Source organism: Kitasatospora sp. NPDC088861 (assembly GCF_044750105.1).
GTDB lineage: Bacteria > Actinomycetota > Actinomycetes > Streptomycetales > Streptomycetaceae > Kitasatospora.
In genome coordinates this window covers 61,807-83,982 of the sequence record NZ_JBIVJF010000029.1, presented here as the reverse complement: position 1 = coordinate 83,982, position 22,176 = coordinate 61,807, and the positions used below count along the sequence as shown (strand labels likewise).

Below are 22,176 nucleotides of genomic sequence, written 5' to 3'. Positions count from 1 at the left end.
CGGCCCACCACAGCAGGCGGGCGAGGAGTTCAGTCGTCATGCGTCAGGCGCTCGTAGCGCAGCCCCTTGCGGAGCAGGTCGACGACCCGCAGGAGTGCGGACGGGCGGGCGCAGCCGAGGCTGATCAGGTAGCAGCCCGTCCTGCGGCCGTGCTCCCAGTCGACTTCGACGGACGGCAACGTGACGCCGCCCAGGGCGAGGACGGTCGTCAGGTCGTCGAGGACGTCGGCCGCCTGGCGCCGCTGGTCGGCGGTCGCGCGGGAGAGCATCGAGGACACGCTCACTCCCCCGGCCGCTTGTGGACCTCGAAGACGCGCCAGGCACCCCAGGCCTCGGAGAAGGAGCCGAACCCGCTGAGCTCACCGTCCGGTTGGCGCAGCCAATCCCCGGTGAGCTCGTGCCGGACCCGGTAGAGGCGGGTCTCGGTGTCCCAGCGCACGCCGTAGCCGTGGAGGCGGGGGACTTGGGCATCAGCCATGGGAATAACCTTCCGCAATCAGTGTTTCACGTTCTGTGCACATGGTGGCCCCGCACCACCTAGCATCGGAAGCGATATACGACTTGCTGTCAGAGCAGCCGTGAGTTGGGGAAGTTCCATGAACAAGAAGAGCATCGACCCGACCTCGTCCCCGTGGGCCGCCTTCGGAGTTCAACTCCGCAGGTCACGCGAAGCAGTTGGGCTCACCCAGGTCCAGCTGGCGAAGAAGGTCGGGTGCACCGCATCGCACCTGTCCTACGTCGAACTTGCGCACCGGCCGCCGAGCCTGCAGCTGGCGGAGCTGGCCGACCAGGAGCTCAAGACCGGCGGCACGCTCGTACTGATGTACTGGCAGCTCAAGCACACGACGTTGTTGGAGGGCTTCCCGGAGTACGCCAACTACGAGGCCCGCGCGGAGCAGATCAAGCTCTTCGAGATCAACGTCATCCCTGGACTCCTACAGACTCCCGCGTACGCAACCGCGATTGAATCGGGATATGTGAGGCAGGGCGCCGCACTCCCAGAACAGGCCGATGAACGTATCAACTTCCGACTTGCCCGACAGCACATCCTGGAACGGACTCCACCTCCGGTCCTGCACGCGGTGCTGGACGAGAGCTGCCTGAGGCGACTCGTCGGCGGCCGGGACGTCATGATCGAGCAACTGCTCCACCTTGAACAGTTGGCTGATCGGCCCAACGTGGTCATTCAGGTGGCGCCGTACTCTCTGGGCGAGAACCGGCCGTTCACTCGCGTGGTGCAACTCCTTACCATGCCGAACCGCAAAATTCTCAGCTACGGCGAGATCGAGCAACGCGGTTACATCGAACGGGATATCCAGTCAGTTTCGGCGCTGGCCAGGAGCTACGATCGCCTTGTGGTCGAGGCCCTGAACCAGGCCGACTCACTTTCGATGATCCGCGTGGTACGGAGGGATCTGGAATGGACGTCAATCTGACTGACGCTCGCTGGCGAAAGAGTTCGTACAGCGGCGGCAATGGAGGAACCTGCGTGGAGGTCGCTGACGGATTTACCGGCGTGATGCCGGTCCGCGACTCCAAAGACCCTTTCGGCCCGGCCCTCCTCTTCCCCTCCCCCGCCTGGCAGGCCTTCGTCACCGCCGTCCGCACCGGCGAATTCGACGCCCGGTAGCAGCAACTCCCGGGCCCCGCCGCCCCGACCCGGGGCGGCGGGGCCATCTCGGGGTGGGACGATGGCACTGACCAGACGCCTGCTGCGCCACGGCCAGTTCACCTCCCGCGAGGAACCGACCGAACGCATCGACGACTTCGTCCTGGACTACGACGAACACGCCGCCAAGGCCGACCGCGGGACCTACGACGGCTCCCCGCTCAAAGCCGCATGAACCCCCGAAGGATCAACGCGGCGCTGCACTAGCATGCGTGGGTGAACCTTTCGCATCTCGGCGTGCCGATCGGGCCGATGATCCGCGTCCACGGCGGGTTCGCCAACCGGATGTACCGGCTCGACACCGACCAAGGGTCGTTCGCGGTCAAGGAGTTGAACCTCGCCGACCGCCGCTGGGCCTATCGCGCCGAGGACGTGTTCAGGTTTGAGCGGGCGGCCTTCGCCGCCGGCATCCCGATGCCGGAGCCGATCTCGGCCGGCCACCACACGCTCGTTCACCGATGGGTCGAGGGAGAGAAGGTGCCGGAAGCGCCGGTGTCGGCGGCGTACGCGTTCGAGATCGGCGGGATCCTCGCGCGCATCCACGCGCTCGACGTCGCGTGGACCCACGCGTCGGTCGAGGAACCGACGTCACGGGACTGGCCCGAACTCGCCGCGCGGGCGGCGGCGACCGGACAGCCCTGGGCCGACGAACTCGCCTCTCACGTCGAGACGTTCCTCGCGATCGCCCACTTCGTCGACACCTGCGAACGGCCGGGCCCCGTCGTGCTGACCCACAGGGACATCCAACCGTGGAACCTGCTCGCCCGGGAGGGCCGGCCGGTGGTGCTCGACTGGGAGCTCTCGGGAACGCTCGACCTGTCCGGCGAGCTCGGCTCGACCGCGCTCAGCCTCGCGAAGGGACCGGGCTTCGACCACATCGAGCCCGCCGTCTTCCGCTCGGTCCTCGACGGCTATGTCGCGGGGGGCGGCATGCTGCCGCCGCCAGGTCCGAGCTGGTTCGTGTTCATGATCGGCGGCTGGCTGGGGCACACGAGGTGGAACATCCTGCGGTGCCTCGCCGGTGTCGAGGCGAGCACCGGTCCTGACCTCGCGCTCTCCCACGAGTCCGTGCGCAACGGCGTGCGCGGCCTCCCCGACCTGTTCGGCCGGCTTCCGGAGCTCGAAGCGCTGCTCGTGTGGCAGTGACCCGCGCCTGTGCTCGGCATGCGGCGTGAGGCGCGCTCCCGATTCCGCCCGGGGCCGTTGCCGGTGACCTGCACCGACGCGGACGTGCCGACACCCGTCTCCGGGCCCGGGGAGGCGGCGGGGAGGCTGCCGGGGGGCATCTGGCCGAGGAAGTCGTCGACGTCCCGCCCGGTCAGCCGGCGGCGGCCAGGAGCGGCTCGGGGGCGGCTGCGGCGGGCTGGGGCCGGGGGCGGGTGAGGCACTCGTCGGTGAAGGCGAGGGCGCGCAGGTGGTAGGGGCGGGCGGCGTGGCCCAGGGAGAGGTTGTGGCCGGCGCGGTGGGCGGTGACGAGGTGGGCCAGGCCCGGGGGGAAGGCGGCAGTGAGGGCGGTGCGGTGGGAGGGCTCCAGGCGCCACCAGGCCTCGTGGTCGGCGAGGGTGAGGCGCACGGGCACGCGTACGCGGGCGGCCAGGGCGCTGTAGCGGGCGGGCCAGGTGGCCAGTTCGCGGGATTCGAGGGCGGGGACGGGGGTGAGCAGGGTGCGGGCGGCGTGGAAGGTGCCGGGCGGGTAGAGGTTGAGGGGGCCCCAGTTGAGGCGGCCGCCGCCGGCGAGGTCGTCGGGCCGCTCCCACGCGCCGGGGGCGTAGTGCTGGGCGAGGCCGGAGATGTCGGCGCCGAGCAGGGGCAGGCGGGGGTCGGCGGGCCAGTGGGCGGCGAGGTGGAGGGCGATCTTGCCGCCGAAGGAGTGGGCGAGGAGTTGGACGCCGGCGCCGACGGGGTGGGCGCGGGCGTAGTCGGTGAGGGCGGCGTGCAGGGTGGCGGCCTGGTCGGCGATGAGCTGGCCGTCGGGCAGGCGGTGGGCGGAGGCGCCGTGGCCGGGGCGGTCCAGGGCCAGGACGGTGTAGCCGAGGTCGGCGGCCAGGGTGAGCAGGCTGGTGTCGGGGTGGGCGAGGCCGGCGAAGTAGGCGGCGCGCATGCCGCGGCCGTGGATGGCGAGGAGGACGGCTTTGGGGGCGCGGTCCTGGGGTTCGGCGACGAGGGCGGAGACGGGGATGCCGCCGGCGTCCAGGACGAGGGAGCGGGTGGCGAGCCGGGGGTTGGGCCGCGGGTTCGGGCGGGGGTTCATAGGGCGGCTCCGGCGCGGACGGCTCCGGCGCGGGCGGTGGTGGCGGCCCTGTCAGCGGCTCCGGCGCGGGCGGTGTCGAGGTCGGCGAGCCAGCCGGTGAGGTCGCTCTGGCGCATCAGGGTGGTGCCGATGAGCAGTCCGGCGTAGCCGGCGTCCAGGAGGCGGGCGGCGTCGGCGGGTTCGGTGATGGCGGAGGCGGAGACGGGGGCGCGGGTGCCGGTGGCGTGCAGGGCGGGCAGCAGGCGCAGGCTGCGTCCGAGGTCGCCGCGGTCGCGTTCGCGGGTGCGGATGTCCTTGTTGTTGACGGCGATGACGCAGTGTTCGGGCTGGGGCAGGTGGGCGAGTTCGTGTTCGCCGGTGATCTCGACGAACGGGGTCAGGCCCAGGGCGAGGGCGGTGGTGACCAGGCGGTGCAGGGAGGTGGCGGGCAGCAGGGCGGCGGTGAGCAGGACGGCGGAGGCGCCGAGGGCGGCGGCGGCCTCCAGTTGGGCGGGGCGGGTGAGGAAGTCCTTCTGGAGGACGGGCAGGTCGGTGGCGGCGGTGACCTCGCGCAGCAGGCGGGGGGTGCCGCCGAACCAGCGGCCGGTGACCACGGACAGGCAGGGCGCGCCGGCCTGTTCGTAGCGGGTGACGAGGTCGGTGACGGTGCGCGGGCCCAGCAGGTCGGTGCCGTGCGGGTCGCGGAGTTTGACCTCCATGATCAGGGGGCGGCTCGCGGCCAGCAGGGCGTCGAGGAACCGCGGGGCGCTCATACGTAGGCCTCCTTGGGGCGGGGGTGCCAGGCGTGGGCGAGGGCGGTGACGGCTTCGTGGGTGAAGTCGCCGGCCCGGTTGCGGGCGGCGGTGTCGATGTCGGCGCCGGCGTACAGGGGGTGGTCGGTGACGGTGCGGTAGGTGTCGCGGTTGGCGGCGTTCAGGCCGCCGGCGAGGAGGAAGGGGATGGTGAGGCGGGGCAGCAGGGTGTGGACGTCGGCGGGGGCCAGGGGGTGGCCGGTGGAGCCGACGCGGCCGTCGTCGGTGACGGTGTCCAGCAGGAACAGGTCGCAGCCGGCGCGTTCGAAGGCGCCGATGAAGGGGCGTTCCAGGCAGCGGCCGCGGGAGAGGTGGAGGACTTTGACGAGGACGGCGTAGGGCAGGCGGTGGCGCAGTTCGGTGACGAGGGCGGGGCTCTGGTAGGCGTGGAGCTGGATCCAGCGGATGCCGGTGGCGCGGGCGAGGCGGGCGAGTTGGTCGGCGTCGTCGAGGAAGGTGACCAGGACGGGTTCCAGGCCCAGGCGGATGGCGGTGGCGGCGAGGTGGGCGAGGTGCTGTTCGGAGAGTTCGGCGGGGCCGCCGGGCACGCCGTGCCACAGGCCCACCAGGGTGGGGCCGGATTCGGCGAGGAGGGTGAGGTCGGCGCGGGTGCGGGCCCCGCACACCTTGAGGTGGCGGGGCCGCGCGGGCGGCAGCGGGCGGGGCGGGGCGGGGGCGGTCATTTGCCGAGTCCGAGCATGGCGGCGATGCGGTTGTACTGGATCTCGTTGCTGCCGGAGTAGATGGTGCCGGCGACGGCGTTGCGCACGTCCTTCTCCAGCCCGTACTCGGACATGTAGCCGTTGCCGCCGAAGACCTGGACGGCGGCCAGCGAGGTGGCGAGGTTGGATTCGCTGGTGAGGAGTTTGGCGATCGCCATGTCGACGGTGACGTTCTCGCCGGCCTCCAGGCGCTGGGCCGTGTCGTAGAGCCACTTGCGGGCGGTCTCCAGGCGGATCTTGGTGTCGACGATCTTGTTGGCGACCGACTGGTAGGAGCCGATGGGCTTGCCGAAGGACATGCGGGTCTTGGCGTAGTCGAGGCAGCGGGCCAGGCGGTGCTGCATCTCGCCGGTGTTGACGATGAAGGAGTAGAGGATCTCGCGTTTCATGACGTGGTCCAGGACGAGGAAGCCGCCGCCGACGCGGCCCAGGACCCGGGAGGCGGGCACCTTGACGTCGTCGAGGTAGACCTCGGACAGCGGCGAGGTGCGCAGGCCCATCTTCTTGATGGGGTTTCCGGTGCTGATGCCGGGCATGTCGCGGTCCAGGAGGAACGCGGTGACGCCGAGCGCCCCGCCCTGGGGGTGGGTGCGGGCGTAGACGACGATGACGTCGGCGACGGGGCCGTTGCTGACGAAGGTCTTGGCGCCGTTGAGGACGAAGTGGTCGCCGTCGCGGATCGCGCGGGTGCGCATCTGCATGGCGTCCGAGCCGCCCTCGGACTCGGTGATGGCGTGGGCGCCGATGGCCTCGCCGGAGGCGATGCGCGGCAGGTAGGCCTCTTTGAGGGCGGGTGAGCCGAAGGCCTGGAGGGGGACACCGGTGGAGGCGAGGGAGGTGGTGACGGAGAAGTTGAGGCCGCCGTCGCGGCAGGTCTGGCCCAGGCCCTCCAGGACGTACATGGTGGTGAGCAGGGACTGGCCCAGCCCGCCGTAGCGTTCCTCGAAGGGCAGGGACAGGATTCCGGTCTTCTGGACGAGGCGCCACTTGTCGTGGGAGAAGGCGGCCTGTTCGTCGCCTTCGATGTGGCCGGCGCTCAGGTCGTCGCCGAAGCGGGCCAGGCCCTCGCGCAGGGCGTGCTGGTCGGCGTTCCAGCGGATCATGGACGTGCCGCCTTCCTCCCGGGCCCGCGTGCGGGGCCCGGGGTGGCAGGCCGGCGCGCGGGGCGCCGGCGCGTGACTCGAAGGGGAGGGTCTTCGCCTAGTAGGCGGAGGAGGAGGAGGCGTCGAGCTGGTGGACCTCGTCGCCGCGCAGGGCCGGGGAGAAGACGCAGACCAGGCGCAGGTCCTCGTGGGGGCTGGCGACCAGGTAGTGGGCGTCGTGCTGGTCGAGGGCGTAGAGGCGGCCGGGGGTGATGGGGTGGGAGGTGCCGTCCATGGCGATGACCTCGCCGGAGCCGGCGATGCAGTAGCACGCCTCCAGGTGGTTGCGGTACTCCAGGCGGGACTTGGTACCGGCGTTGACGATGGTGTCGGTGAGGGTGTAGCCGAGGTTGTCGCCGGCCACCAGGAAGCGGCGGGACAGGCCGTTGCCCCACTCGACGGTCTGGACGTCGTCAATGTCGCGGATCAGCATGCTGGTTCTGCCTTTCGTGTCAGCGGGCGGGGGTGGTGGTGCCGGGGGTGGTGCGCGTGGCGGTGGTGCTGGTGCTGGTGGTTCTGGTGGTGCGTCCGGCCGTGGCGGGCTGGGGTGGCCCGGGCGGGCGGAGGTCGTGGAGGAGGGCGCGCAGCGCCTGTGCGGCGTCGCGGCCCTCGGTGAGGGCGGTCTCGATGCAGGCGACGGCGGCGGAGCCGACGATCGCGGCGTCGGCTCCGGCGGCGGCGACCGCGTCCAGGTCGGCGGCGCTTTTGACGCCGAAGCCGATGGCGACCGGGGTGGCGGGGGCGGCGGCGCGCAGGGCGGCGACGGTGGCGGCCAGGGTGTGGTGGCCTTGCGCGGGGGTGGTGCCGGAGCGGCCGTAGTGGGCGACGAGGTAGACGTAGGCGCCGTGGGCGTCGCGGGCGGCGGCGGTGAGGACCTCGGGGGTGGAGGTGGGGTAGCAGGTGGCGACCTGCGGCAGGGCCGCCTCGCGCAGGGCCTGGCGCCAGGCGGGGCGCAGGCGGGGCGGCAGGGCGTGGACGAGCAGGGCGTCGGCGCCGGCCCGGGCGATGGCGCGGGCGTGGGTGGCGGGGTCGGCGGCGCGCAGGCTGTGGCTCCAGTCGGCGAGCAGCGCGATCTTCAGGTTCTTCAACTGGGGCCGCAGGGTGGCGAGTTCGTCCAGGACGGTGTCCAGGGTGGTGCCGGCGGCCAGGGCCCGGTCGGCGGAGCGGCGGATGACGGGGCCGTCGGTGGGCGAGTTGGGGAAGGGGACGGCGAGTTCGAGGACGTCGACGCCTTCCTCGTCCAGGACGAGGGCCAGGTCGGTCAGGCGGGCGGGCGGGTCTCCGGCGTTGAGGAACAGGGCCAGGTGCGGGCGGCCGTCGGCGCGGGCGGCGAAGAACGTGGTGTCAGGCATGGGCGGGGGCCTTGTGGTCGGTGCGCAGGCGGGTGGCCAGGGCGCGGGGGGCGCCGTCGGCCAGGGCGTCCAGGGCGGCGGTGTGGGCGGTGTGCCAGTGGGTGTGGCGGCCCGAGGCGAGGGCGAGGGCGGCGGCGTTGAGGGCGATGGTGTGGGTGGCGGTGGGGCCGGCGCGGCCGGCGAGGGCTTGCAGGAAGTGGCCGGTGAGGTCCTCGGGGTGGGGGGCGAGGTCGGCCAGGGTGCCGTCGGCGGGGGCGATGGAGCCGGCGGGCAGGTGGATGGTGGTGTCGGGGGTGTGCAGGGTGTTGTCGGCGAAGGGCAGGAGTTCGTCGGCGCCGGCGGTGTTGGTGGCCAGCCACACGGCGCGTCCGGGGGTGCGGGGGGCGAGGTGGCGCAGGGCGGGCAGGTCGGTGGCGGCGCTGGCGCCGGTGAGCTGGGCGGTGACGGGCACGGTGGCGAGCAGCGGGCCGAGGGTGTTGAGGAGGCGTCCGAAGGGTTTGAGGGTGAGTGGGAACAGGAGGCGGGCCAGGCGGGTGAGGGCGGGTGGGTAGACGTGGGGGCCGGCGAAGGCGATGCCGTGGCGGGCGAGGTGGTCGGCGGTGGCGGTGTGGGAGGAGGTGAGGGTGATGCCCAGGCGTTCCAGCAGGTCGATGGAGCCGGCGCTGCTGGTGTAGGCGCGGGAGCCGGTCTTGACGACGGGCACGCCCATGGCGGCGGCGGTCAGGGCGGCGGCGGTGGAGAGGTTGAAGGTGGCCGGGCCGCCGCCGGTGCCGACGATGTTGACGCTGGCGGGGTGGGCGGGGCCGGGGTGGGGGCTGCGTTCGGTCAGGGAGGTGGTGAAGGCGGCGAGGGTGTCGGGGGCGGGCAGGCGGGTGGTGAGGGCGGCCAGCAGGGCCGCGGCCTGGGCCCGGTCGCTGTCGCGGGCCGGGCCCGGGGTGCGCTGCTCCAGCTGGTCCCACCACGAGCGCCAGGTGTCCAGGTCGACGTCGTGCCCGGCGAGCAGGGCGGTGAGGGCCGGGTGCACGGGTCAGCCGCCTGCCACGGCGCTGGCCGGGACGGCGCGGCGCTGGGTGATGAAGGCGTCGATGGCGGTGACGGAGCGGAAGTTGTTGGGGTCGAGGTCGGTGTCGTCGACGGGCAGGGCGAAGTGGTCCTCGACCCAGGCGATGAGCTTGAGGACGCCCAGGCTGTCGATGACGCCGTCGGAGAGCAGGTCGTGGTCGTCGGCGAGTTGCTCGGGGGTGACGTCGGGCAGGAACTCCTCGATGAGGAACCGCTTGATCTGGGCGATGTTGCTCATGGCTCGCAACTCCCTTGGGTGTATTGGGGTTTGGTGGGTGTGGTGGTGTGGTCAGGCGGTGGGCAGGACGGCCTTGCGGTCGACCTTGCCGGTGGCGGTCTTGGGCAGCGGGGCGTCGTGGATGGCCAGGCGTTCGGGCACGGCGGCGCGCGGCAGGTTGCGGGCCAGGTGCTCGCGCAGGGTGAGGCTGTTGAGGGCGGAGCCGGCGGCGCGCTGGACGGCGGCGTGCAGGCGTTTGCCGGTCAGCGGGTCCGGGGCGGCGGCGACGGCGGCCTCGCGGACCTCGGGGTGGGCGAGCAGGACGCGTTCGACCTCGGCGGTGTTGACGGCGACGCCGCGGACCTTGACCTGGAAGTCGGCGCGTCCGGTCAGGTGCAGGCGGCCGTGTTCGTCGCGGACGGCCAGGTCCCCGGTGCGGAACCAGCGCCGTCCGGGCCCGGCGCCCTCGGGCTGGGTGGTGAAGCGGCCGGCGTCGCGGGAGCGGTCCAGGTAGCCGGCGGCCTGGAAGGGTGTGGAGACGTACAGTTCGCCGCGGCCGGGGCCGGTGACGGGGGTGCCGTCGGGGGCGGCGAGCAGGGTGCGCACCCCGGGCAGGGGGGTGCCGATGGGCACCGGCAGGGCGGCGGTGGCGTCCAGGCGGTCCAGGCGGTGCAGGAAGCTGTCGTTGGTCTCGGTGCAGCCGTAGATGTTGTAGAGCGCGGCGCCGGGCAGCAGGGCGGGCAGTGCGGCCAGGGTGCGGGCGTCGATGGCGTCGCCGGTGAACGCGGCGTGCTCGACGCTGTCCAGCACCGCCGGGCCTGCCGTCTGGGCGGCGGCCTGGGCGAGGAGGGCGTAGGCGAGGGGGACGGCCTGGAGGACGTGCGGGCGGTGGCGGGTGAGCTGGGCGAGCAGGTGGCGGGCGTTGAGCGCGTGGGCGGGGTCGATGAGCAGGACGGTGCCGCCGGCGGCGAGGGTGGCCCACACGTCCAGCAGGCACAGGTCGAAGTTGAGGGGGGCGTAGTTGGCGACGACGCGGCCGGGCCCGAGGTCGAAGGTGTCGTGGGCCCAGGCGGTGAAGCGGTCGACGGCGGCCTGCGCGAGGGGGACGATCTTGGGCAGGTCGGTGGAGCCGGAGGTGGTGAGCAGGAAGGAGGTGCCGGCGGCGAGGGTGGGCACGGGGGCGGGGCGGGCCAGGGCGGGCAGGGCGGGGGTGTCCTGGCCGAGGGGGGCGAGCAGGTGGCGGGCGCCGGCCTGGGCGAACAGGGCCGCGAGCAGGGCGGGGGCCAGCTGCGGGGAGGGCAGCAGGAAGGGGCGGCGCTCGATCAGGCAGGCCAGGACGAGGGCGATCTGCTCGGGGGACTTGGCGGCGGGCAGGCCCACCGGTTCGCCGGGGGCGAGGTCCAGCGTGTGCAGGCGCAGCCGTTCGCGTTCGGCGGTTTCGGCGAGTTCGCGGTAGGTGACGGCGCGTTCGTGCCACAGGAGGGCGACGGCGTCGGGCCGGGTGCGGGCGTGGGCGGTGAACGCGTCGGGCAGCGACAGCGGCGGCGGGGCCTGCACGGCGGGTGCGGTGGGCTCGGCGGGCGCGGCGGGCGCGGTGGGCTCGGCGGGCGCGGTGGGTTCGGCGGGTGTGGTCATCGGGGTCTCACTCCCCCGCCGGGGTGAGGGCGGCCCAGCCGGCCTTGACGGCGGTGCCGTCCTGGGTGGCGACGGTGAAGCGCACCACCGTGCCCCGGTCGTAGGGCTGCAGGGTCAGGCGCAGCGGGGTGCCGGGGGTGGCGGGGGCGGCGAAGCGGGCGCCCAGGGCGGTGAGGCGGGTGGGGTCGCCGTCGGCGTGGCGGTCGGTGATCTCCTCGGTGGCGAGGGCGACCAGGTGCATGCCGTGGGCGATGGCGGCGGGGAATCCGGCGGCGCGGGCGGCGTCGTCGTCGAGGTGCAGGGGGTTGAGGTCGCCGGCGGCGTGGGCGTAGGCGGTGACGTCGGCGGGGGTGAGGGTGTGGGTGAGGGTGAGGGGTTCGGTGTCGGGGGTGGTGCCGGGGTGGGCGGCGGGGGTGAGGGTGCCGAAGGGTTCGATGGCGGTGGCGCCGACCAGCAGGGCGGAGGTGGTCAGGCGGGCCAGGGTGCGGGTGCCGTCGGTGAGGTGGGTGGTGAGGGCCAGGCGGGTGCCGCGGGCTTCGCGGCGGGCGGCGGTGACGGTGACGTCGATGTCGACGTGGGTGCCGGCGGTGAGGGGGTGGTGGGTGTGGATCTCCTGGGCGAGGTGGACCACGCCGGTGAAGCCGGTATCGCCCGTGGTCAGGGTGGTGACGGTGTGCTGGGCGAGGGTGTGGGCGAGGACGAAGGGGTGGGCGGGGGCGGCGGCGGTGTCCGGGGCGGGGGGCAGGCCGGTGCGGGCGGCGGTGCGGTAGGCGGCCAGGGCGTCGGCGGTCACGGTGGTGCGGGTGCGGGCGGTGCGGTGGGCGGGCGTCGTCGCGGGCCCGGTCGCGGTCGCGGGTGTGGTCGCGGGTGTGGTCGCGGTCGCGGGTGTGGTCGTGGTCATAGCGGGGTCACCACCAGGGTCGAGTTGTGGCCGCCGAAGCCGAACGAGTTGGACAGGGCCGCGCCGGGGCGGATGGGGCGGGCGGTGCCGTGGACGACGTCGAGGTCCAGGCCCTGTTCGGTGTGCTCGTGGTTGGCGGTGGGAGGGGCGAGGCGGCTGTTCATGGCCTGCACGGCGGCGATCAGCTCGACGGCGCCGGCGGCGCCGATGAGGTGGCCGATGGAGCCCTTGGTGGAGGTGACGGGCACGCCGTGCGGGCCGAAGACGGTGCGCAGCGCGGCGGCTTCGGCGCGGTCGTTGTGCACGGTGGAGGTGCCGTGGGCGTTGACGTGGGCGATGTCGGCGGGGGTGAGGCCGGCGTCGGTGAGGGCGGCGCGCATGGCGGCGACGGCGCCGGCGCCGTCGGGGCGGGGGTTGGAGAGGTGGTAGGCGTCGGCGCTGGAGCCGTAGCCGGCGAGGAGGGCGTAGGGGGTGCGGTGGCGGGCGCGGGCGTCGGCGAGGCGTTCGAGGACGAGGAAGCCGGCGCCTTCGCCCATGACGAAGCCGTCGCGGTCGGTGTCGAAGGGGCGGCTGGCGCGGGTGGGGTCGTCGTTGCGCTGGGAGTGGGCGCCGAGGTTGCCGAACGCGGCGAGGGTGACGGGGGTGAGGGTGGCTTCGCAGCCGCCGGCGATGACGATGTCGGCGCGGCCGGTTTCCAGGAGGAGGGCGGCGTGGCCGATGGCGTCGGCGCTGGAGGCGCAGGTGGTGGCGATGGTCAGGGCGGGGCCGGTCCAGGCCAGGCGCATGGCGATCTGGGCGGCGGCGGCGTTGGGCATGGTGACCAGGGGCATCAGGGGGCTGACGCGCAGGGGTCCGGCGGTGGTGAAGAGGGCGGATTCGCGGTCGCTGGTGGTGCGTCCGCCGACGGCGTTGCCGACGACGATGGCGCTGCGGCCGGGGTCGGGTTCGGGGGCGCCGGCGTCCTGGTGGGCGGCGAGGGCGGCGAGGGTGCCGTAGTGGGCGAAGGGGTCGAGGCGGCGGGCGTCCTTGGCGGGGACGGGGCCGTTGTCGGGCAGGTCGGTGACGCGGCAGCCCAGGCGGACCCGGTGGCGGGCCAGGGCGGGGTCGGTGAGGGCGGTGGCGGTGGGGGTGCCGGTGCTGACGGTGTGCCAGAACGCGGCCGGGGTGTGGCCGGCGGGGCTGACGACGCCCAGGCCGGTGACGGCGATGGGGGGCCGGGTGGGGCGGGCTGCCATGGTCTTGTCCTTTCCGGGCGTTGGGGGCCGGGCCTTCCTTGGTGGCGCCGTCCTGGTCAGATGAGGCCGGTCTGGGCGGCGGCGGTCAGGAAGGCGTCGGCGGCGAAGTCGATGTCGGCGGCGGTGTGGCGGGCGGTGACGGCGATCCGCAGCCGGGCCAGGTCGTTGGGCACGGCGGGGGTGACGACGGGCAGGCCGATGACGCCGGCCTTGCGGCAGGCGGTGGCGTAGTCGTAGGCGGCGTCGTCGGAGCCGGCGATGACGGGCAGGACGGCGGTGGCGGAGTCCATGGTGGAGATGCCGGCGTCGTTGAGGCGCCGGCGCAGGCGCTGGGCCTGGACCTGGATGTGGGTGACGCGTTCGGGTTCGCGGCGCAGGATCCGCAGGGACTCCAGGGCGGCGCCGGTCTGGGCGGGGCCGAGGGCGGCGGAGAACAGGAACGGGCGGGCGGCGTAGCGCAGGTGGCCGATCAGTTCGTGGCTGCCGGCGACCCAGCCGCCCATGGAGGGGATGGCCTTGGAGAGGGTGCCGAGTTTGATGTCGACGCGGTGGCGGTAGCCGAAGTGCTCCTCGATGCCGCCGCCGGTTTCTCCGATGACGCCCAGGGCGTGGGCCTCGTCGACCATCAGGAGGGCGTCGTGGGCGTCGCAGACCGCGCGCAGTTCGGGCAGCGGGGCGATGTCGCCGTCCATGGAGTAGACGCTGTCGACGATGACCAGGCGCACGCCGGTCGGGGAGGCGGCCTTGAGGCGGCGTTCGAGGTGGTCGACGTCGTTGTGGCGGAAGCGGGTGACGGTGGCGCCGGAGAGGCGGCAGCCGTCGACGATGCTGGCGTGGTCGTACTTGTCGATCAGGACGGTGTCGCCCTGGCCGACCAGGGCGCCGACGGTGCCGACGTTGGCGGCGTAGCCGGAGCCGAAGACCTGGGCGCGTTCGCGGCGGGCGAAGCGGGCGACCTCGGCTTCCAGTTCCTCGTGCAGCGGGATGGTGCCGGCCAGGGCGCGCACGCCGTGGTTGCCGGTGCCGTAGACGTCGACGGCGGCCTTGGCGGCGGCCACCACGCGTTCGTCGCCGGCCAGGCCCAGGTAGCTGTAGCCGGACATCATGAGCAGGCGCTCGCCGTCCAGGTCGCAGTAGGCGCTGTCGCGTTCCATGGTGTAGGCGACGAAGCTGTTGCGGCGCGAGGGGTCGGACTCCAGCGCGGCCACGCGGTCCAGGGTGGCGGCGAGCTTCGGCTCCAGGCGGTCCCATGCTCCGGTGGCGTTCACGTGCGGGTCTCCTTCTCGGCGGGGCGCGGCGGGCGCGCGGCGGTTTTGCCGTGCGGTTTGCCGTCGGTTTGCCGCCGGTTGTCCGTCGGCTGGTCGGCGGTTCGTCGTCGGCTTGTTCCGGATTGTTTTCGGTATTTCCCGGCGCGGGGGCGGATGGTGGTGCTGGGGTTTCCTCCCGGGATAGTCCCGGGGCTTTTACGGGTGGTGCCCGGCGCAGGGGGTGGGGTGGTGTTTCTCGAAGCCTTCACGCGGGGTGCTCAAGGATGACTACATTTCTACGGCAGGATGCGCAAGGCGTCCGCAATAGCCGTGTTCCCGGCCTGCGGTAACGCTCTGACGTGCAGAAACCCTGCGTCCACGACGCATGGACCGGCTGGTGGGTATGTTTTGTCGACCAGTGTTGACACCGCGTGATGCGTCGAATGTATGGTCGAAATCCGCCGAAACCGAACGGCTGGTCGGCGGCATTTCCGGTCCAGGTTTCCCACGCCGTCGGCCCGGCGTCACGGGCCGTCGGCTCCGCTTTGGCTCAAGGGGGTTGGAGCACGTTGAACGGCTTCCGGGAAGACAGTCCGTACGGCAGATCGGGGGAATTCTCATGCTGATCCGCCTGACAGGACTTGTGACGATCGAGCACGACCACGGCGCCCCGCAGCACCTGTCCAGCGCCCAGGCCCAGGTGGCATTCGCCCGCCTGGTCCTGGAGCGCTCCGCCGGCACCAGCCGCGACCAGCTGGCCGACACCATCTGGCCCGACGGCCTGCCCGACACCTGGGCCTCCGCGCTGCGCAGCGTGGTCTCGCGGGTGCGGGCCTTCGTCGCCGCCCCCGGCCAGGGCCCGGGCGCCACCCCGCTGATCGCCCAGGGCGGGCGCTACGTCCTGCGGCTGCCCGCGGACGCGGCGGTGGACCTGGAGGCCGCCGCCAGCGCGGTCGGGGAGGCCGGGGAGGCGTACGCGGCCCGCTCCTACGCGGTGGCGCAGCAGCTGGCCGCGGGTGCGATCGCCAATCTGCGCGGCGCGTTCCTGCCCGACCACGAGGGCGAGTGGGCGGGCGGGGTGCGCGAGCACGTGGAGGAGCTGCGGATGTCCGCGCTGGAGACGGCGAGCCTGTCGGCCTCGGCGCTGGGCGAGGAGCACCACGCGCTGCGCTGGGCCGACGAGGCGGTGCGCCGCGCCCCGTTCCGCGAGAGCGCCTACCGCTGCCGGATGGAGGCGCTGGCCGCGGCCGGCAACCGGGCCGAGGCGCTGCGCTGTTACCAGCAGCTGCGCCAGGTGCTGGCGGAGGAGCTGGGCATCGACCCGGCCGCCGAGACCCAGGAGCTCTACCTGGCGCTGCTGCGCTCCCCCGCTCCCGTCGCGCCCGCTGCGGCGGCGGTGCGGCCGGTGGACCCGGTGCTGATGGGGATCTTCGAGCCGCTGGCCCTGGCCCGGCTGGCGCGCCCGGCCGGGCCGCCGGTGCGCGCGGCCTGACGGGACTGTCGGTGCGCGCGGCCTGACGGCCTGTCGTCGTGGCGGGCGGCCCCCGGCGTCGGGGGCCGCCCGCCCGCGTGCGCGCACGGGGGCGGGCGGGGGCGCGGGGGTCGCGGGCGCGCCGGGGCGGGCGCGCGCGTGTTGCGGAGGTGTTGCGGTGGGCGTGGCGCACGGCGCGCTCGTAGTAGCGTCGAGGCGCGAAGTCGCGCACGCCGCGCGGCTTTTACCGAACCGGGACGGGGGTCGAGCGTTGGGAAGGGGTGGTGGGTGTGGGACGGGCACGCGTGGCGGCGCGGGTGATCGTGCACCCTGGTGTGGAGGACCTCAGCGTCCAGCAGGTGTTGGAGGCACTCGCGGACCCTGCCCGCAGATCGGTGGTGCGCCGGCTGGCCCACGCGGGCGCCGCGCTGAGCTGCGGCTCCTTTGACCTTCCGGTCTCCCGCTCCACCTCGACGCACCACTTCAACGTGCTGCGCCAGGCCGGACTGCTGCACCAGTACTACGTCGGCACCACCAAGATGAACTCGCTGCGCGCCGAGGAGTTGGAGGGCCGTTTCCCGGGCCTGCTGTCGGCGGTGGTCGCCGCCGCCGACGCCGAGGCCCGCGCGGCGCCCTGACGGCCGGCCCGCTCGCGGCCGGCGGCCGCGGGGCGGGCCGGTTCCGGAAGGCTCGGCCCCGGCGGGGTCAGTTCTGGACGGTGAGGACGATCTTGCCGACCTGGGTGCCGGCCTCCAGGTAGCGGTGGGCCTCGGCGATCCGGTCGAGGCCCTCGAAGACCCGGTCGACGGCGGGGGTGAAGGAGCCGTCCGCGAGCCCGGCGGTGACGAAGGCCTGTGCGCGGCGCAGCCGTTCGTCGTCGCGGGTCACCTCGTGCATGGAGTAGAAGCGGCTGGTGACGGGGGCGAAGGTGTCCTGGCCGGGCAGGGGGGTGTCGCGGGGGTCGAGGCGGCCGTAGACGATCAGGCGTCCGCCGGGGGCGATGGTGCGGGCGAGGGTGAGGACGCCGGGGCCGGCGACGGGGTCGAAGACGGTGCGCACGCCGGTGCCGGCGGTGATGGCGTCCACGCGGGCCACCAGGTCCTCCTCGCCGGTGATGACGACGTCGGCGGCGCCGGCGTCCAGGAGTTGCTGCTTCTTGGCGCGGGTGCGGGTGGTGGCGATGGGGACGGCGCCCAGGCGGCGGGCGGTGCGGATGGCGGCCAGGCCGGTGCCGGAGGCGGCGGCGGTGAGCAGGACGTGGTCGCCGGGGCGCAGGTGGCCGTCCTCGGCGAGGGCGCCGTAGGCGGTCAGGTAGGGCATCCACACGGCCGTGCCCTGGACGTCGGTGAGGCCGGCCGGGTGGTGGACGACGGCGCGGGCGGGCACGAGGGCGTGGGTGCGGTAGACGCCGTAGTCGTTCTGGGAGAAGGCCGGGACGGTGTCGACCCGGTCGCCGGCGGCGAAGCCGGTGACGCCCTCGCCGAGGGCTTCCACGGTGCCGGCGGCCTCGTAGCCGGGGGTGGCGGGCAGCCTGGGCTCGTCGAGGTAGGTGCCGGCGCGGAAGAGGGCCTCGGCGCGGTTGAGGCCGATCGCGGTGACGCGGATGAGCAGTTCGCCGGGGCCGGGCACGGGTACGGCGGCGGCTCGCACGGTCAGGACCTCCGGCCCTCCGGTGCGGTCGAAGACGACGGTCCTGGACATGGCGTAACTCCCCTGCTGCGGCGGGCCGGTGGCGGTGCGGCGTGCGGTGCGGCGTGCGGTGCGGCGTGCGGTGCGGCGTGCGGTGCGGCCACTTACGTAACCCGGTGCGCGGGAAACTGTCAAACTTCGACCGGTCTCGGAATAGGGGGCGGTCGGCGGGCGTTGCCGGTGAGTTGACCCCGCGTCAGACCCGCGTCAGACCCGCGTCAGACCCGGGGCCGCGCGGGCTGCGGCTGCTCGCGGACGGCGGCGTGCCGGCGGCGCGGCTGCACGCCCTGGACGCGGCGGGCGAGTTCTGCGACCACCCGTCGCTGGTGATGTCGCTGCTGCCGGGCGGCGTGCGGGTGGCGCAGGACGGCGACGTGGAGCGCCGCGCGGACCTGCTGGCCGGTCAGCTGGCCGCCGTGCACGCGCTCGCGGTGGCGCCGGGCGAGCGCCCCCGCGCCTTCGAGGCGTGGACGGCCCCGGAGCGGGTGCGGGTGCCCGGGGCCACGGCGCGTCCCGGGGTGTGGCGGCGGGCGGTGGACGTGATCCGCCGCGAGGTGCCCGCGTACCGGCCGTGCTTCCTGCACCGCGACTTCCACCCCGGCAACGTGCTGTTCACCGGGCAGGGCGCCGCGCTGGCCGTCAGCGGGGTCGTGGACTGGGTGGAGACCTCCTGGGGCCCGGCCGACCTGGACGTGGCCCACTGCTCCACCGCCCTGGCCCTGCTGCACGGCGTGGACACCGGCCTGGACTTCGCCGCCCGCTACCTGGCGGCCGGCGGCACGCTGGAGGCGGACCGGGGCGCGCACCTGTACTGGCGGCTGCTGGACGCGCTGGCGTTCGCGCCGGACGCGGAGAAGGTCGCCGTGCCGTGGCGGGAGCTGGGGCGCGGCGACCTGACGCCGGCCCTGCTGGGCCGGCGCCTGGAGGACTACCTGGAGGCGCTGCTCGACCGGTACGCCTGAGCGCCGCCCGCCGCCGGCTCCCCGGCTCCCGGCTTCCCGGCTTCCCGGCTTCCCGGTGGGCGGTTCAGGAGGCCGGACCGCCGTCGAGGAAGGCGGCGATCAGGGCGTGGGGGGTGTCGTCGCCGTTGAGGAGCTCGTGCATGTGCGCGCCCTCGGAGGCGGCCTCGGCGCCGCGTGGGAACATGGCCCGCTCGTACGCGGCGAGGGCGGCCTCGGTGTCGCCGGGGTGCGCGGCCAGGGCCTGGCCGAGTTCGGCGCCGTCGAGCATGGCGAGGTTGGCGCCCTCGCCGTTGGGGGCCGCGAGGTGGGCGGCGTCGCCCAGCAGGGTCACCCCCGGCACCCGGTCCCACCGGTGGCCGATCGGCAGGGTGTAGTGGGGGCGCAGGAGCGGCGCGGTGTCGCCGTCGGTGATCAGCGCGGTGAGCTCCGGTGCCCAGCCGTCGAACTGTGCCGCGATGCGGGCGCGTGCCTCACCGGGGTCGGTGAAGTCGATGTCGGCGAACCATTCCTGCGTCCTGGTGAGCATCACGTAGGTGTGCAGGGTGTCGCCGCTCTCCCGGTGGGCGAAGATCTCCGCGCCCGGCGAGGGCGCCATCATCGACCCGCCGCCGACCGCCTTCGCGGCGGCGAGGTGGCGGGTGTCGGCGTCGAACAGGTAGGTCTCGACGCACGACGTGCCGGTGTACTGGGGGGTGGCGGCGGACAGCAGCGGCCGCACCCGTGACCACGCGCCGTCCGCGCCGACCAGCAGGCCGGTGGCGGCGGTGGTGCCGTCGGCGAACGCCACCTCGTGGCGGCCGGCGCCCAGGGCGCGGACGCCGGCGGCCTTGCGGCCCCACCGGACGGTGCCGGCCGGGAGCGAGGCGAGCAGCATCTGCCGCAGTTCGGCGCGCTGCACCTCGGGGCGCCCGCCCGTGCCGTCGTCGGCCTTGTCGAGCAGGACGCTCCCGTCCCGGTCGAGGATCCGCATCGCCTGGCGGCCCTCCAGGACGAGGGCTTCGAACTCCTCCGTCAGGCCGGCCGCCCGGACGGCGAGCTGCCCGTTGTAGTCGTGGATGTCGAGCATCCCGCCCTGCGCACGCGCCGCCGGCGAGGCCTCCGCCTCGTAGACGGTGGCCGCGATGCCGTGCAGGTGCAGGACCCGGGCCAGGGTCAGCCCGCCGAGTCCGGCGCCGATGATCGCGATGTCGGTGGTCATGGTGGTTCCCTGTCTGTCGCGCGCCTGCCGGATGGGCACCCGGCCTGTCCCCGGAAAGGTCCCAGGGCCCACCGGCACGCCGCTGACAGGCCACCGGCACCCGGCTCACACCCCCGGCATCCGGCCGTCACCGCGCCCGCGTCGGATCGTCATGAGAATCATCGAGAATCACCCCTTCCGGAGCGCCGGTTGAGGCCGATCATGGGAGGACCTTCCTGTCTGCCGTCGAGAGGAACAGCTATGGCAAGGCGGCTGCGTGTCATCGGTAGCACCTCGGGTGTCGGCGACTGCCCGACGCTGTACGAGGACGTGGACACCGGCGAGGTGGCCGTGCAGGGGTACGCCGTGACGGACCCCGAGGACGTGGCGCAACTCATGCACGTGAAGGACGATGAGGGCTTCGTAGTCGTACCCCGCGAACTGCTGGTGCGGTTCGCTCCGAAGGAGTCGACGCCGGTGCCGGAGTTCGTACCGCAGCAGCGGATCACCGAGTTCATCAACGACGGGTTCGAGCACACCGCGTGGCGGTTGGAGACAAGGGCGGGATACCTCTCCGACAAGCAGACGCCCTCCTACGCCGAGTTCCTTCGGACGGGGGACAGCGCCGGGGAGGTCGGGCACCCCTGGTTCGAGAACGTGCGCCGCATGGTCGGCAAGGGCAAGAGGTTCGAGCGGGTGCGTCTGGTGGACGATCCGCCGACCGAGGGGCAGCGGTACCTGCTGGCGTGCGCCCGGACCAACGTGGCGGCCGGTGAGGACATCCGGTGCATGTGGCGCTCGGAGGCCGAGGCGGCCGGGCTGGCCGGGCTGACGGACTTCTGGCTCTTCGACTCCCGCACGGTCGCGCGCTTCCACTTCGAGGGGGAGCGCACCGTGGGAATGGAGTTGGCCACCGACCCGCTGGAAGTCCTCCGTGCCTGCCAGGTGCGTGATGCCGCCTGGCACCACGCGAGGCCCTACGCGCGGTTCCGGGCTCAGGTACCTTCCGGCATGTGAGCACCGACTATCAGCAGGCACGGTCTGCTCTTGGTGCCCGGATGCGTGAACTGCGCACCGAGTGCGGGTTGTCCGGACGCGCCTTGGCCGTGCGGCTGGGCTGGCCCCAGTCCAAGGTCAGCAAGCTGGAGAACGGCAGGCAGTCGCCCACCAGGGCCGATGTGGTCGCCTGGGCCGAGGCCGTCGGCCGGCCCGACGCCGCCGCCGAACCGGTGGGCCGGCTGCGGACGGTGGAGACCCAGTACCGGTCGTGGCGGCGCCAACTCGCCGACGGTGTCCGGCCGGTGCAGGAGGCGCACGCCGCGCAGGGGAAGAAGACCGGCGACCGTCGGTCATTCGACCCGACCCTGGTTCCCGGCCTGCTCCAGACCGCCGAGTACGCGCGAGCGGTCCTCACCCGGTACACCAGGGTCCATCCGTCGATCCGCGACGTCGAGGCCGCGGCGGTGACCCGCATGGAACGCCAGAGGGTTCTCAACGACCGGTCGCGGTCGTTCCACTTCCTGGTGTGGGAAGGCGCCCTCGTCTCCCGGCTCTGCCCGCCGGCCGTACTGGCGGACCAGCTGGAGTGCCTGGCCCCCTGGCTGGCACGTGGGAACGTCCGGCTCGGGATCGTGCCGTTCGATGCCGATCTCAGAGTGCCCGCGGGAGTCGGATTCTCCATCCACGACGGCGCGTTGGTCATCACCGAGTCCTGGCACGCGGAGATGTGGTTGGACGATCCGGCAGACGTCGCGCTTCACGTCCGGGCGTGGGAGGCCCTGGCGGAGAGCGCCGTCTACGGCCCATCAGCCCATCGGGTGATTTCCCGGGCCCGCCGGTCGCTGCTGTGAGAATCATCGGGTCTTGAGCCGACTGGACAGTCGGAACGGGTGAGCGCCGAGGAGTCGGCGGCGAACGATCTGCGGGAAGCGCTGCGCGCTGCCGGGATCTCCGCCCTCGTCCGTGGTGGCCCGGACGTGTTCGCGGGATCCAGCTTCTCCTGGGTGGCCCTGGGACACCTCAAGGAGGCCGAGGCCGCCGTGCTCGCCACCCTGATCCGCAAAGCCCTGGACACGTGAGCGCGGCACCGCAAGGGGCCCCCGGCCGCCGGGAGGCGGGGCGGCCCCGCCGGACCCCGACGAGCGGTCCGGCCGACCGAGCTGTCCCCGGAGGAACGCGAGCGGCGTCGGGCGTGCCCGACTTCGCCGAGCTGCTCGGGCGGTGCCGGCGCTCCGCCGTCCATCTGGAGCTGCGGGACTCCTACGACCAGTTGATCACGGACACGGTGGCCCGGGGTGTGGCCGTGCGCCGGGCCCGGGTCGTCTCCGAGCCCGTGTCCGCGTACATCCGGTGGGAGCACTACGTCACCCACGCCAACGTCACGGCGGGTGAGGAGGTCCGCTGGCTGCCCCGGCGACGGGCCACGGGCATCCCCCTGCCGGGCAACGACTTCTGGCTGTTCGACGGCGCGCTGCTTCGGGTGCACCACTTCTCCGGTGACGGCGCGGTGGTCGAGGACGAGATCACGGCGGACCCGCAGACCGTGGCGCTGTGTGCCACCGCGTTCGAAGCGGTCTGGGAGCGAGCGGTCCCGCACCACCTGTACGACGTCTGACGAAGGCCGGCTCCGTGCCCGCGCACCCCTCTGCGAGCG

Annotated in this window: 27 protein-coding genes; 11 read left to right on the top strand and 16 right to left on the bottom strand. The window is 73.7% G+C overall.

Going from position 1 to position 22,176, the window contains the following annotated elements:
- Nucleotides 1-29 precede the first annotated feature (29 nt).
- Both ACIP37_RS32005 and ACIP37_RS32000 read right to left on the bottom strand, forming a co-directional pair.
- Entirely contained in the window at nucleotides 30-278 is a 249-nt protein-coding gene (locus ACIP37_RS32005) for a hypothetical protein (protein WP_400335750.1), read from the bottom strand.
- 2 nt (nucleotides 279-280) lie between these two features.
- Nucleotides 281-478 (bottom strand): hypothetical protein, encoded by a 198-nt coding sequence (locus tag ACIP37_RS32000; protein WP_363588153.1) that lies wholly within the window; start codon nucleotides 476-478, stop codon nucleotides 281-283.
- Between the two features lie 118 nt (nucleotides 479-596).
- Between ACIP37_RS32000 and ACIP37_RS31995 the strand changes: the two genes are divergently transcribed.
- The 4 genes from ACIP37_RS31995 (at nucleotide 597) to ACIP37_RS31980 (ending at nucleotide 2,815) form a co-directional block, all read left to right on the top strand.
- Nucleotides 597-1,436, top strand: a complete 840-nt coding sequence (locus tag ACIP37_RS31995; protein ID WP_363588151.1) for a helix-turn-helix transcriptional regulator — start codon at nucleotides 597-599, stop codon at nucleotides 1,434-1,436.
- Nucleotides 1,421-1,630, top strand: coding sequence for a DUF397 domain-containing protein (locus ACIP37_RS31990; protein ID WP_363588149.1), 210 nt, complete (start codon nucleotides 1,421-1,423; stop codon nucleotides 1,628-1,630). The genes ACIP37_RS31995 and ACIP37_RS31990 overlap by 16 nt, the downstream gene beginning before the upstream one ends.
- A gap of 61 nt (nucleotides 1,631-1,691) precedes the next feature.
- Complete coding sequence (locus tag ACIP37_RS31985) at nucleotides 1,692-1,844, top strand: hypothetical protein (protein ID WP_363588147.1); 153 nt, start codon at nucleotides 1,692-1,694, stop codon at nucleotides 1,842-1,844.
- A gap of 77 nt (nucleotides 1,845-1,921) precedes the next feature.
- Nucleotides 1,922-2,815 carry a phosphotransferase family protein gene (locus ACIP37_RS31980; protein ID WP_400844941.1) on the top strand — a complete coding sequence of 298 codons (894 nt, stop codon included), beginning with the start codon at nucleotides 1,922-1,924 and terminating at the stop codon, nucleotides 2,813-2,815.
- A gap of 172 nt (nucleotides 2,816-2,987) precedes the next feature.
- Here ACIP37_RS31980 and ACIP37_RS31975 read toward each other — a convergent pair whose 3' ends face one another.
- The 12 genes from ACIP37_RS31975 to ACIP37_RS31920 form a co-directional block, all read right to left on the bottom strand.
- The gene (locus ACIP37_RS31975) at nucleotides 2,988-3,920 is read right to left on the bottom strand and encodes an alpha/beta hydrolase (protein ID WP_400844929.1); all 933 of its coding nucleotides are present in this window, start codon (nucleotides 3,918-3,920) and stop codon (nucleotides 2,988-2,990) included.
- Nucleotides 3,917-4,672 carry an indole-3-glycerol-phosphate synthase gene (locus ACIP37_RS31970; protein WP_400844926.1) on the bottom strand — a complete coding sequence of 252 codons (756 nt, stop codon included), beginning with the start codon at nucleotides 4,670-4,672 and terminating at the stop codon, nucleotides 3,917-3,919. The genes ACIP37_RS31975 and ACIP37_RS31970 overlap by 4 nt, the downstream gene beginning before the upstream one ends.
- Complete coding sequence (locus ACIP37_RS31965) at nucleotides 4,669-5,394, bottom strand: N-(5'-phosphoribosyl)anthranilate isomerase (RefSeq protein WP_363588139.1); 726 nt, start codon at nucleotides 5,392-5,394, stop codon at nucleotides 4,669-4,671. The genes ACIP37_RS31970 and ACIP37_RS31965 overlap by 4 nt, the downstream gene beginning before the upstream one ends.
- The gene (locus tag ACIP37_RS31960) at nucleotides 5,391-6,536 is read right to left on the bottom strand and encodes an acyl-CoA dehydrogenase family protein (RefSeq protein WP_063352981.1); all 1,146 of its coding nucleotides are present in this window, start codon (nucleotides 6,534-6,536) and stop codon (nucleotides 5,391-5,393) included. The genes ACIP37_RS31965 and ACIP37_RS31960 overlap by 4 nt, the downstream gene beginning before the upstream one ends.
- Before the next feature lie 97 nt (nucleotides 6,537-6,633).
- Complete coding sequence (locus ACIP37_RS31955) at nucleotides 6,634-7,008, bottom strand: ectoine synthase (RefSeq protein WP_363588135.1); 375 nt, start codon at nucleotides 7,006-7,008, stop codon at nucleotides 6,634-6,636.
- 19 nt (nucleotides 7,009-7,027) lie between these two features.
- Nucleotides 7,028-7,927: a tryptophan synthase subunit alpha gene (trpA, locus tag ACIP37_RS31950; RefSeq protein ID WP_400844923.1), complete on the bottom strand. Its 900-nt coding sequence runs from the start codon at nucleotides 7,925-7,927 to the stop codon at nucleotides 7,028-7,030.
- On the bottom strand, nucleotides 7,920-8,951 hold the full coding sequence (locus tag ACIP37_RS31945; protein ID WP_363632333.1) for a hypothetical protein: 1,032 nt from the start codon (nucleotides 8,949-8,951) through the stop codon (nucleotides 7,920-7,922). Before ACIP37_RS31945 ends, trpA begins: the two co-directional genes overlap by 8 nt.
- 3 nt (nucleotides 8,952-8,954) lie before the next feature.
- A complete protein-coding gene (locus ACIP37_RS31940) occupies nucleotides 8,955-9,227 on the bottom strand; it encodes an acyl carrier protein (RefSeq protein ID WP_063352985.1) in 273 nt (90 codons plus the stop codon).
- A gap of 51 nt (nucleotides 9,228-9,278) precedes the next feature.
- The gene (locus ACIP37_RS31935; RefSeq protein ID WP_400810482.1) at nucleotides 9,279-10,841 is read right to left on the bottom strand and encodes an AMP-binding protein; all 1,563 of its coding nucleotides are present in this window, start codon (nucleotides 10,839-10,841) and stop codon (nucleotides 9,279-9,281) included.
- Nucleotides 10,842-10,848: 7 nt separating this feature from the next.
- Nucleotides 10,849-11,742 (bottom strand): MaoC family dehydratase, encoded by an 894-nt coding sequence (locus ACIP37_RS31930; protein ID WP_363588127.1) that lies wholly within the window; start codon nucleotides 11,740-11,742, stop codon nucleotides 10,849-10,851.
- The gene (locus ACIP37_RS31925; protein ID WP_363588125.1) at nucleotides 11,739-12,977 is read right to left on the bottom strand and encodes a beta-ketoacyl-[acyl-carrier-protein] synthase family protein; all 1,239 of its coding nucleotides are present in this window, start codon (nucleotides 12,975-12,977) and stop codon (nucleotides 11,739-11,741) included. The genes ACIP37_RS31930 and ACIP37_RS31925 overlap by 4 nt, the downstream gene beginning before the upstream one ends.
- 56 nt (nucleotides 12,978-13,033) lie before the next feature.
- Nucleotides 13,034-14,245 (bottom strand): aminotransferase class I/II-fold pyridoxal phosphate-dependent enzyme, encoded by a 1,212-nt coding sequence (locus ACIP37_RS31920; RefSeq protein ID WP_363588123.1) that lies wholly within the window; start codon nucleotides 14,243-14,245, stop codon nucleotides 13,034-13,036.
- A gap of 598 nt (nucleotides 14,246-14,843) precedes the next feature.
- Between ACIP37_RS31920 and ACIP37_RS31915 the strand changes: the two genes are divergently transcribed.
- Nucleotides 14,844-15,716 (top strand): bacterial transcriptional activator domain-containing protein, encoded by an 873-nt coding sequence (locus ACIP37_RS31915; protein WP_363588121.1) that lies wholly within the window; start codon nucleotides 14,844-14,846, stop codon nucleotides 15,714-15,716.
- 269 nt (nucleotides 15,717-15,985) lie between these two features.
- Nucleotides 15,986-16,333 (top strand): helix-turn-helix transcriptional regulator, encoded by a 348-nt coding sequence (locus ACIP37_RS31910; RefSeq protein ID WP_363588119.1) that lies wholly within the window; start codon nucleotides 15,986-15,988, stop codon nucleotides 16,331-16,333.
- A gap of 67 nt (nucleotides 16,334-16,400) precedes the next feature.
- On the opposite strand, the gene ACIP37_RS31905 is transcribed toward ACIP37_RS31910, so the two are convergent.
- Nucleotides 16,401-17,396: a zinc-dependent alcohol dehydrogenase family protein gene (locus ACIP37_RS31905; protein ID WP_363588117.1), complete on the bottom strand. Its 996-nt coding sequence runs from the start codon at nucleotides 17,394-17,396 to the stop codon at nucleotides 16,401-16,403.
- Between the two features lie 173 nt (nucleotides 17,397-17,569).
- Here ACIP37_RS31905 and ACIP37_RS31900 point away from each other — a divergent pair, with 173 nt between their 5' ends.
- Nucleotides 17,570-18,346: a phosphotransferase family protein gene (locus ACIP37_RS31900; RefSeq protein ID WP_400810486.1), complete on the top strand. Its 777-nt coding sequence runs from the start codon at nucleotides 17,570-17,572 to the stop codon at nucleotides 18,344-18,346.
- Nucleotides 18,347-18,410: 64 nt separating this feature from the next.
- Here ACIP37_RS31900 and ACIP37_RS31895 read toward each other — a convergent pair whose 3' ends face one another.
- A complete protein-coding gene (locus tag ACIP37_RS31895) occupies nucleotides 18,411-19,544 on the bottom strand; it encodes an NAD(P)/FAD-dependent oxidoreductase (RefSeq protein WP_363632325.1) in 1,134 nt (377 codons plus the stop codon).
- Nucleotides 19,545-19,784: 240 nt separating this feature from the next.
- Between ACIP37_RS31895 and ACIP37_RS31890 the strand changes: the two genes are divergently transcribed.
- From ACIP37_RS31890 to ACIP37_RS31875, 4 genes are all read left to right on the top strand, one after another.
- Complete coding sequence (locus tag ACIP37_RS31890; protein ID WP_363632323.1) at nucleotides 19,785-20,540, top strand: DUF6879 family protein; 756 nt, start codon at nucleotides 19,785-19,787, stop codon at nucleotides 20,538-20,540.
- Nucleotides 20,537-21,373, top strand: a complete 837-nt coding sequence (locus tag ACIP37_RS31885; protein ID WP_363588111.1) for a helix-turn-helix transcriptional regulator — start codon at nucleotides 20,537-20,539, stop codon at nucleotides 21,371-21,373. The genes ACIP37_RS31890 and ACIP37_RS31885 overlap by 4 nt, the downstream gene beginning before the upstream one ends.
- 39 nt (nucleotides 21,374-21,412) lie before the next feature.
- A complete protein-coding gene (locus tag ACIP37_RS31880; RefSeq protein WP_363632320.1) occupies nucleotides 21,413-21,601 on the top strand; it encodes a hypothetical protein in 189 nt (62 codons plus the stop codon).
- Between the two features lie 113 nt (nucleotides 21,602-21,714).
- Nucleotides 21,715-22,137, top strand: coding sequence for a DUF6879 family protein (locus ACIP37_RS31875; protein WP_363632318.1), 423 nt, complete (start codon nucleotides 21,715-21,717; stop codon nucleotides 22,135-22,137).
- Nucleotides 22,138-22,176 lie beyond the last annotated feature (39 nt).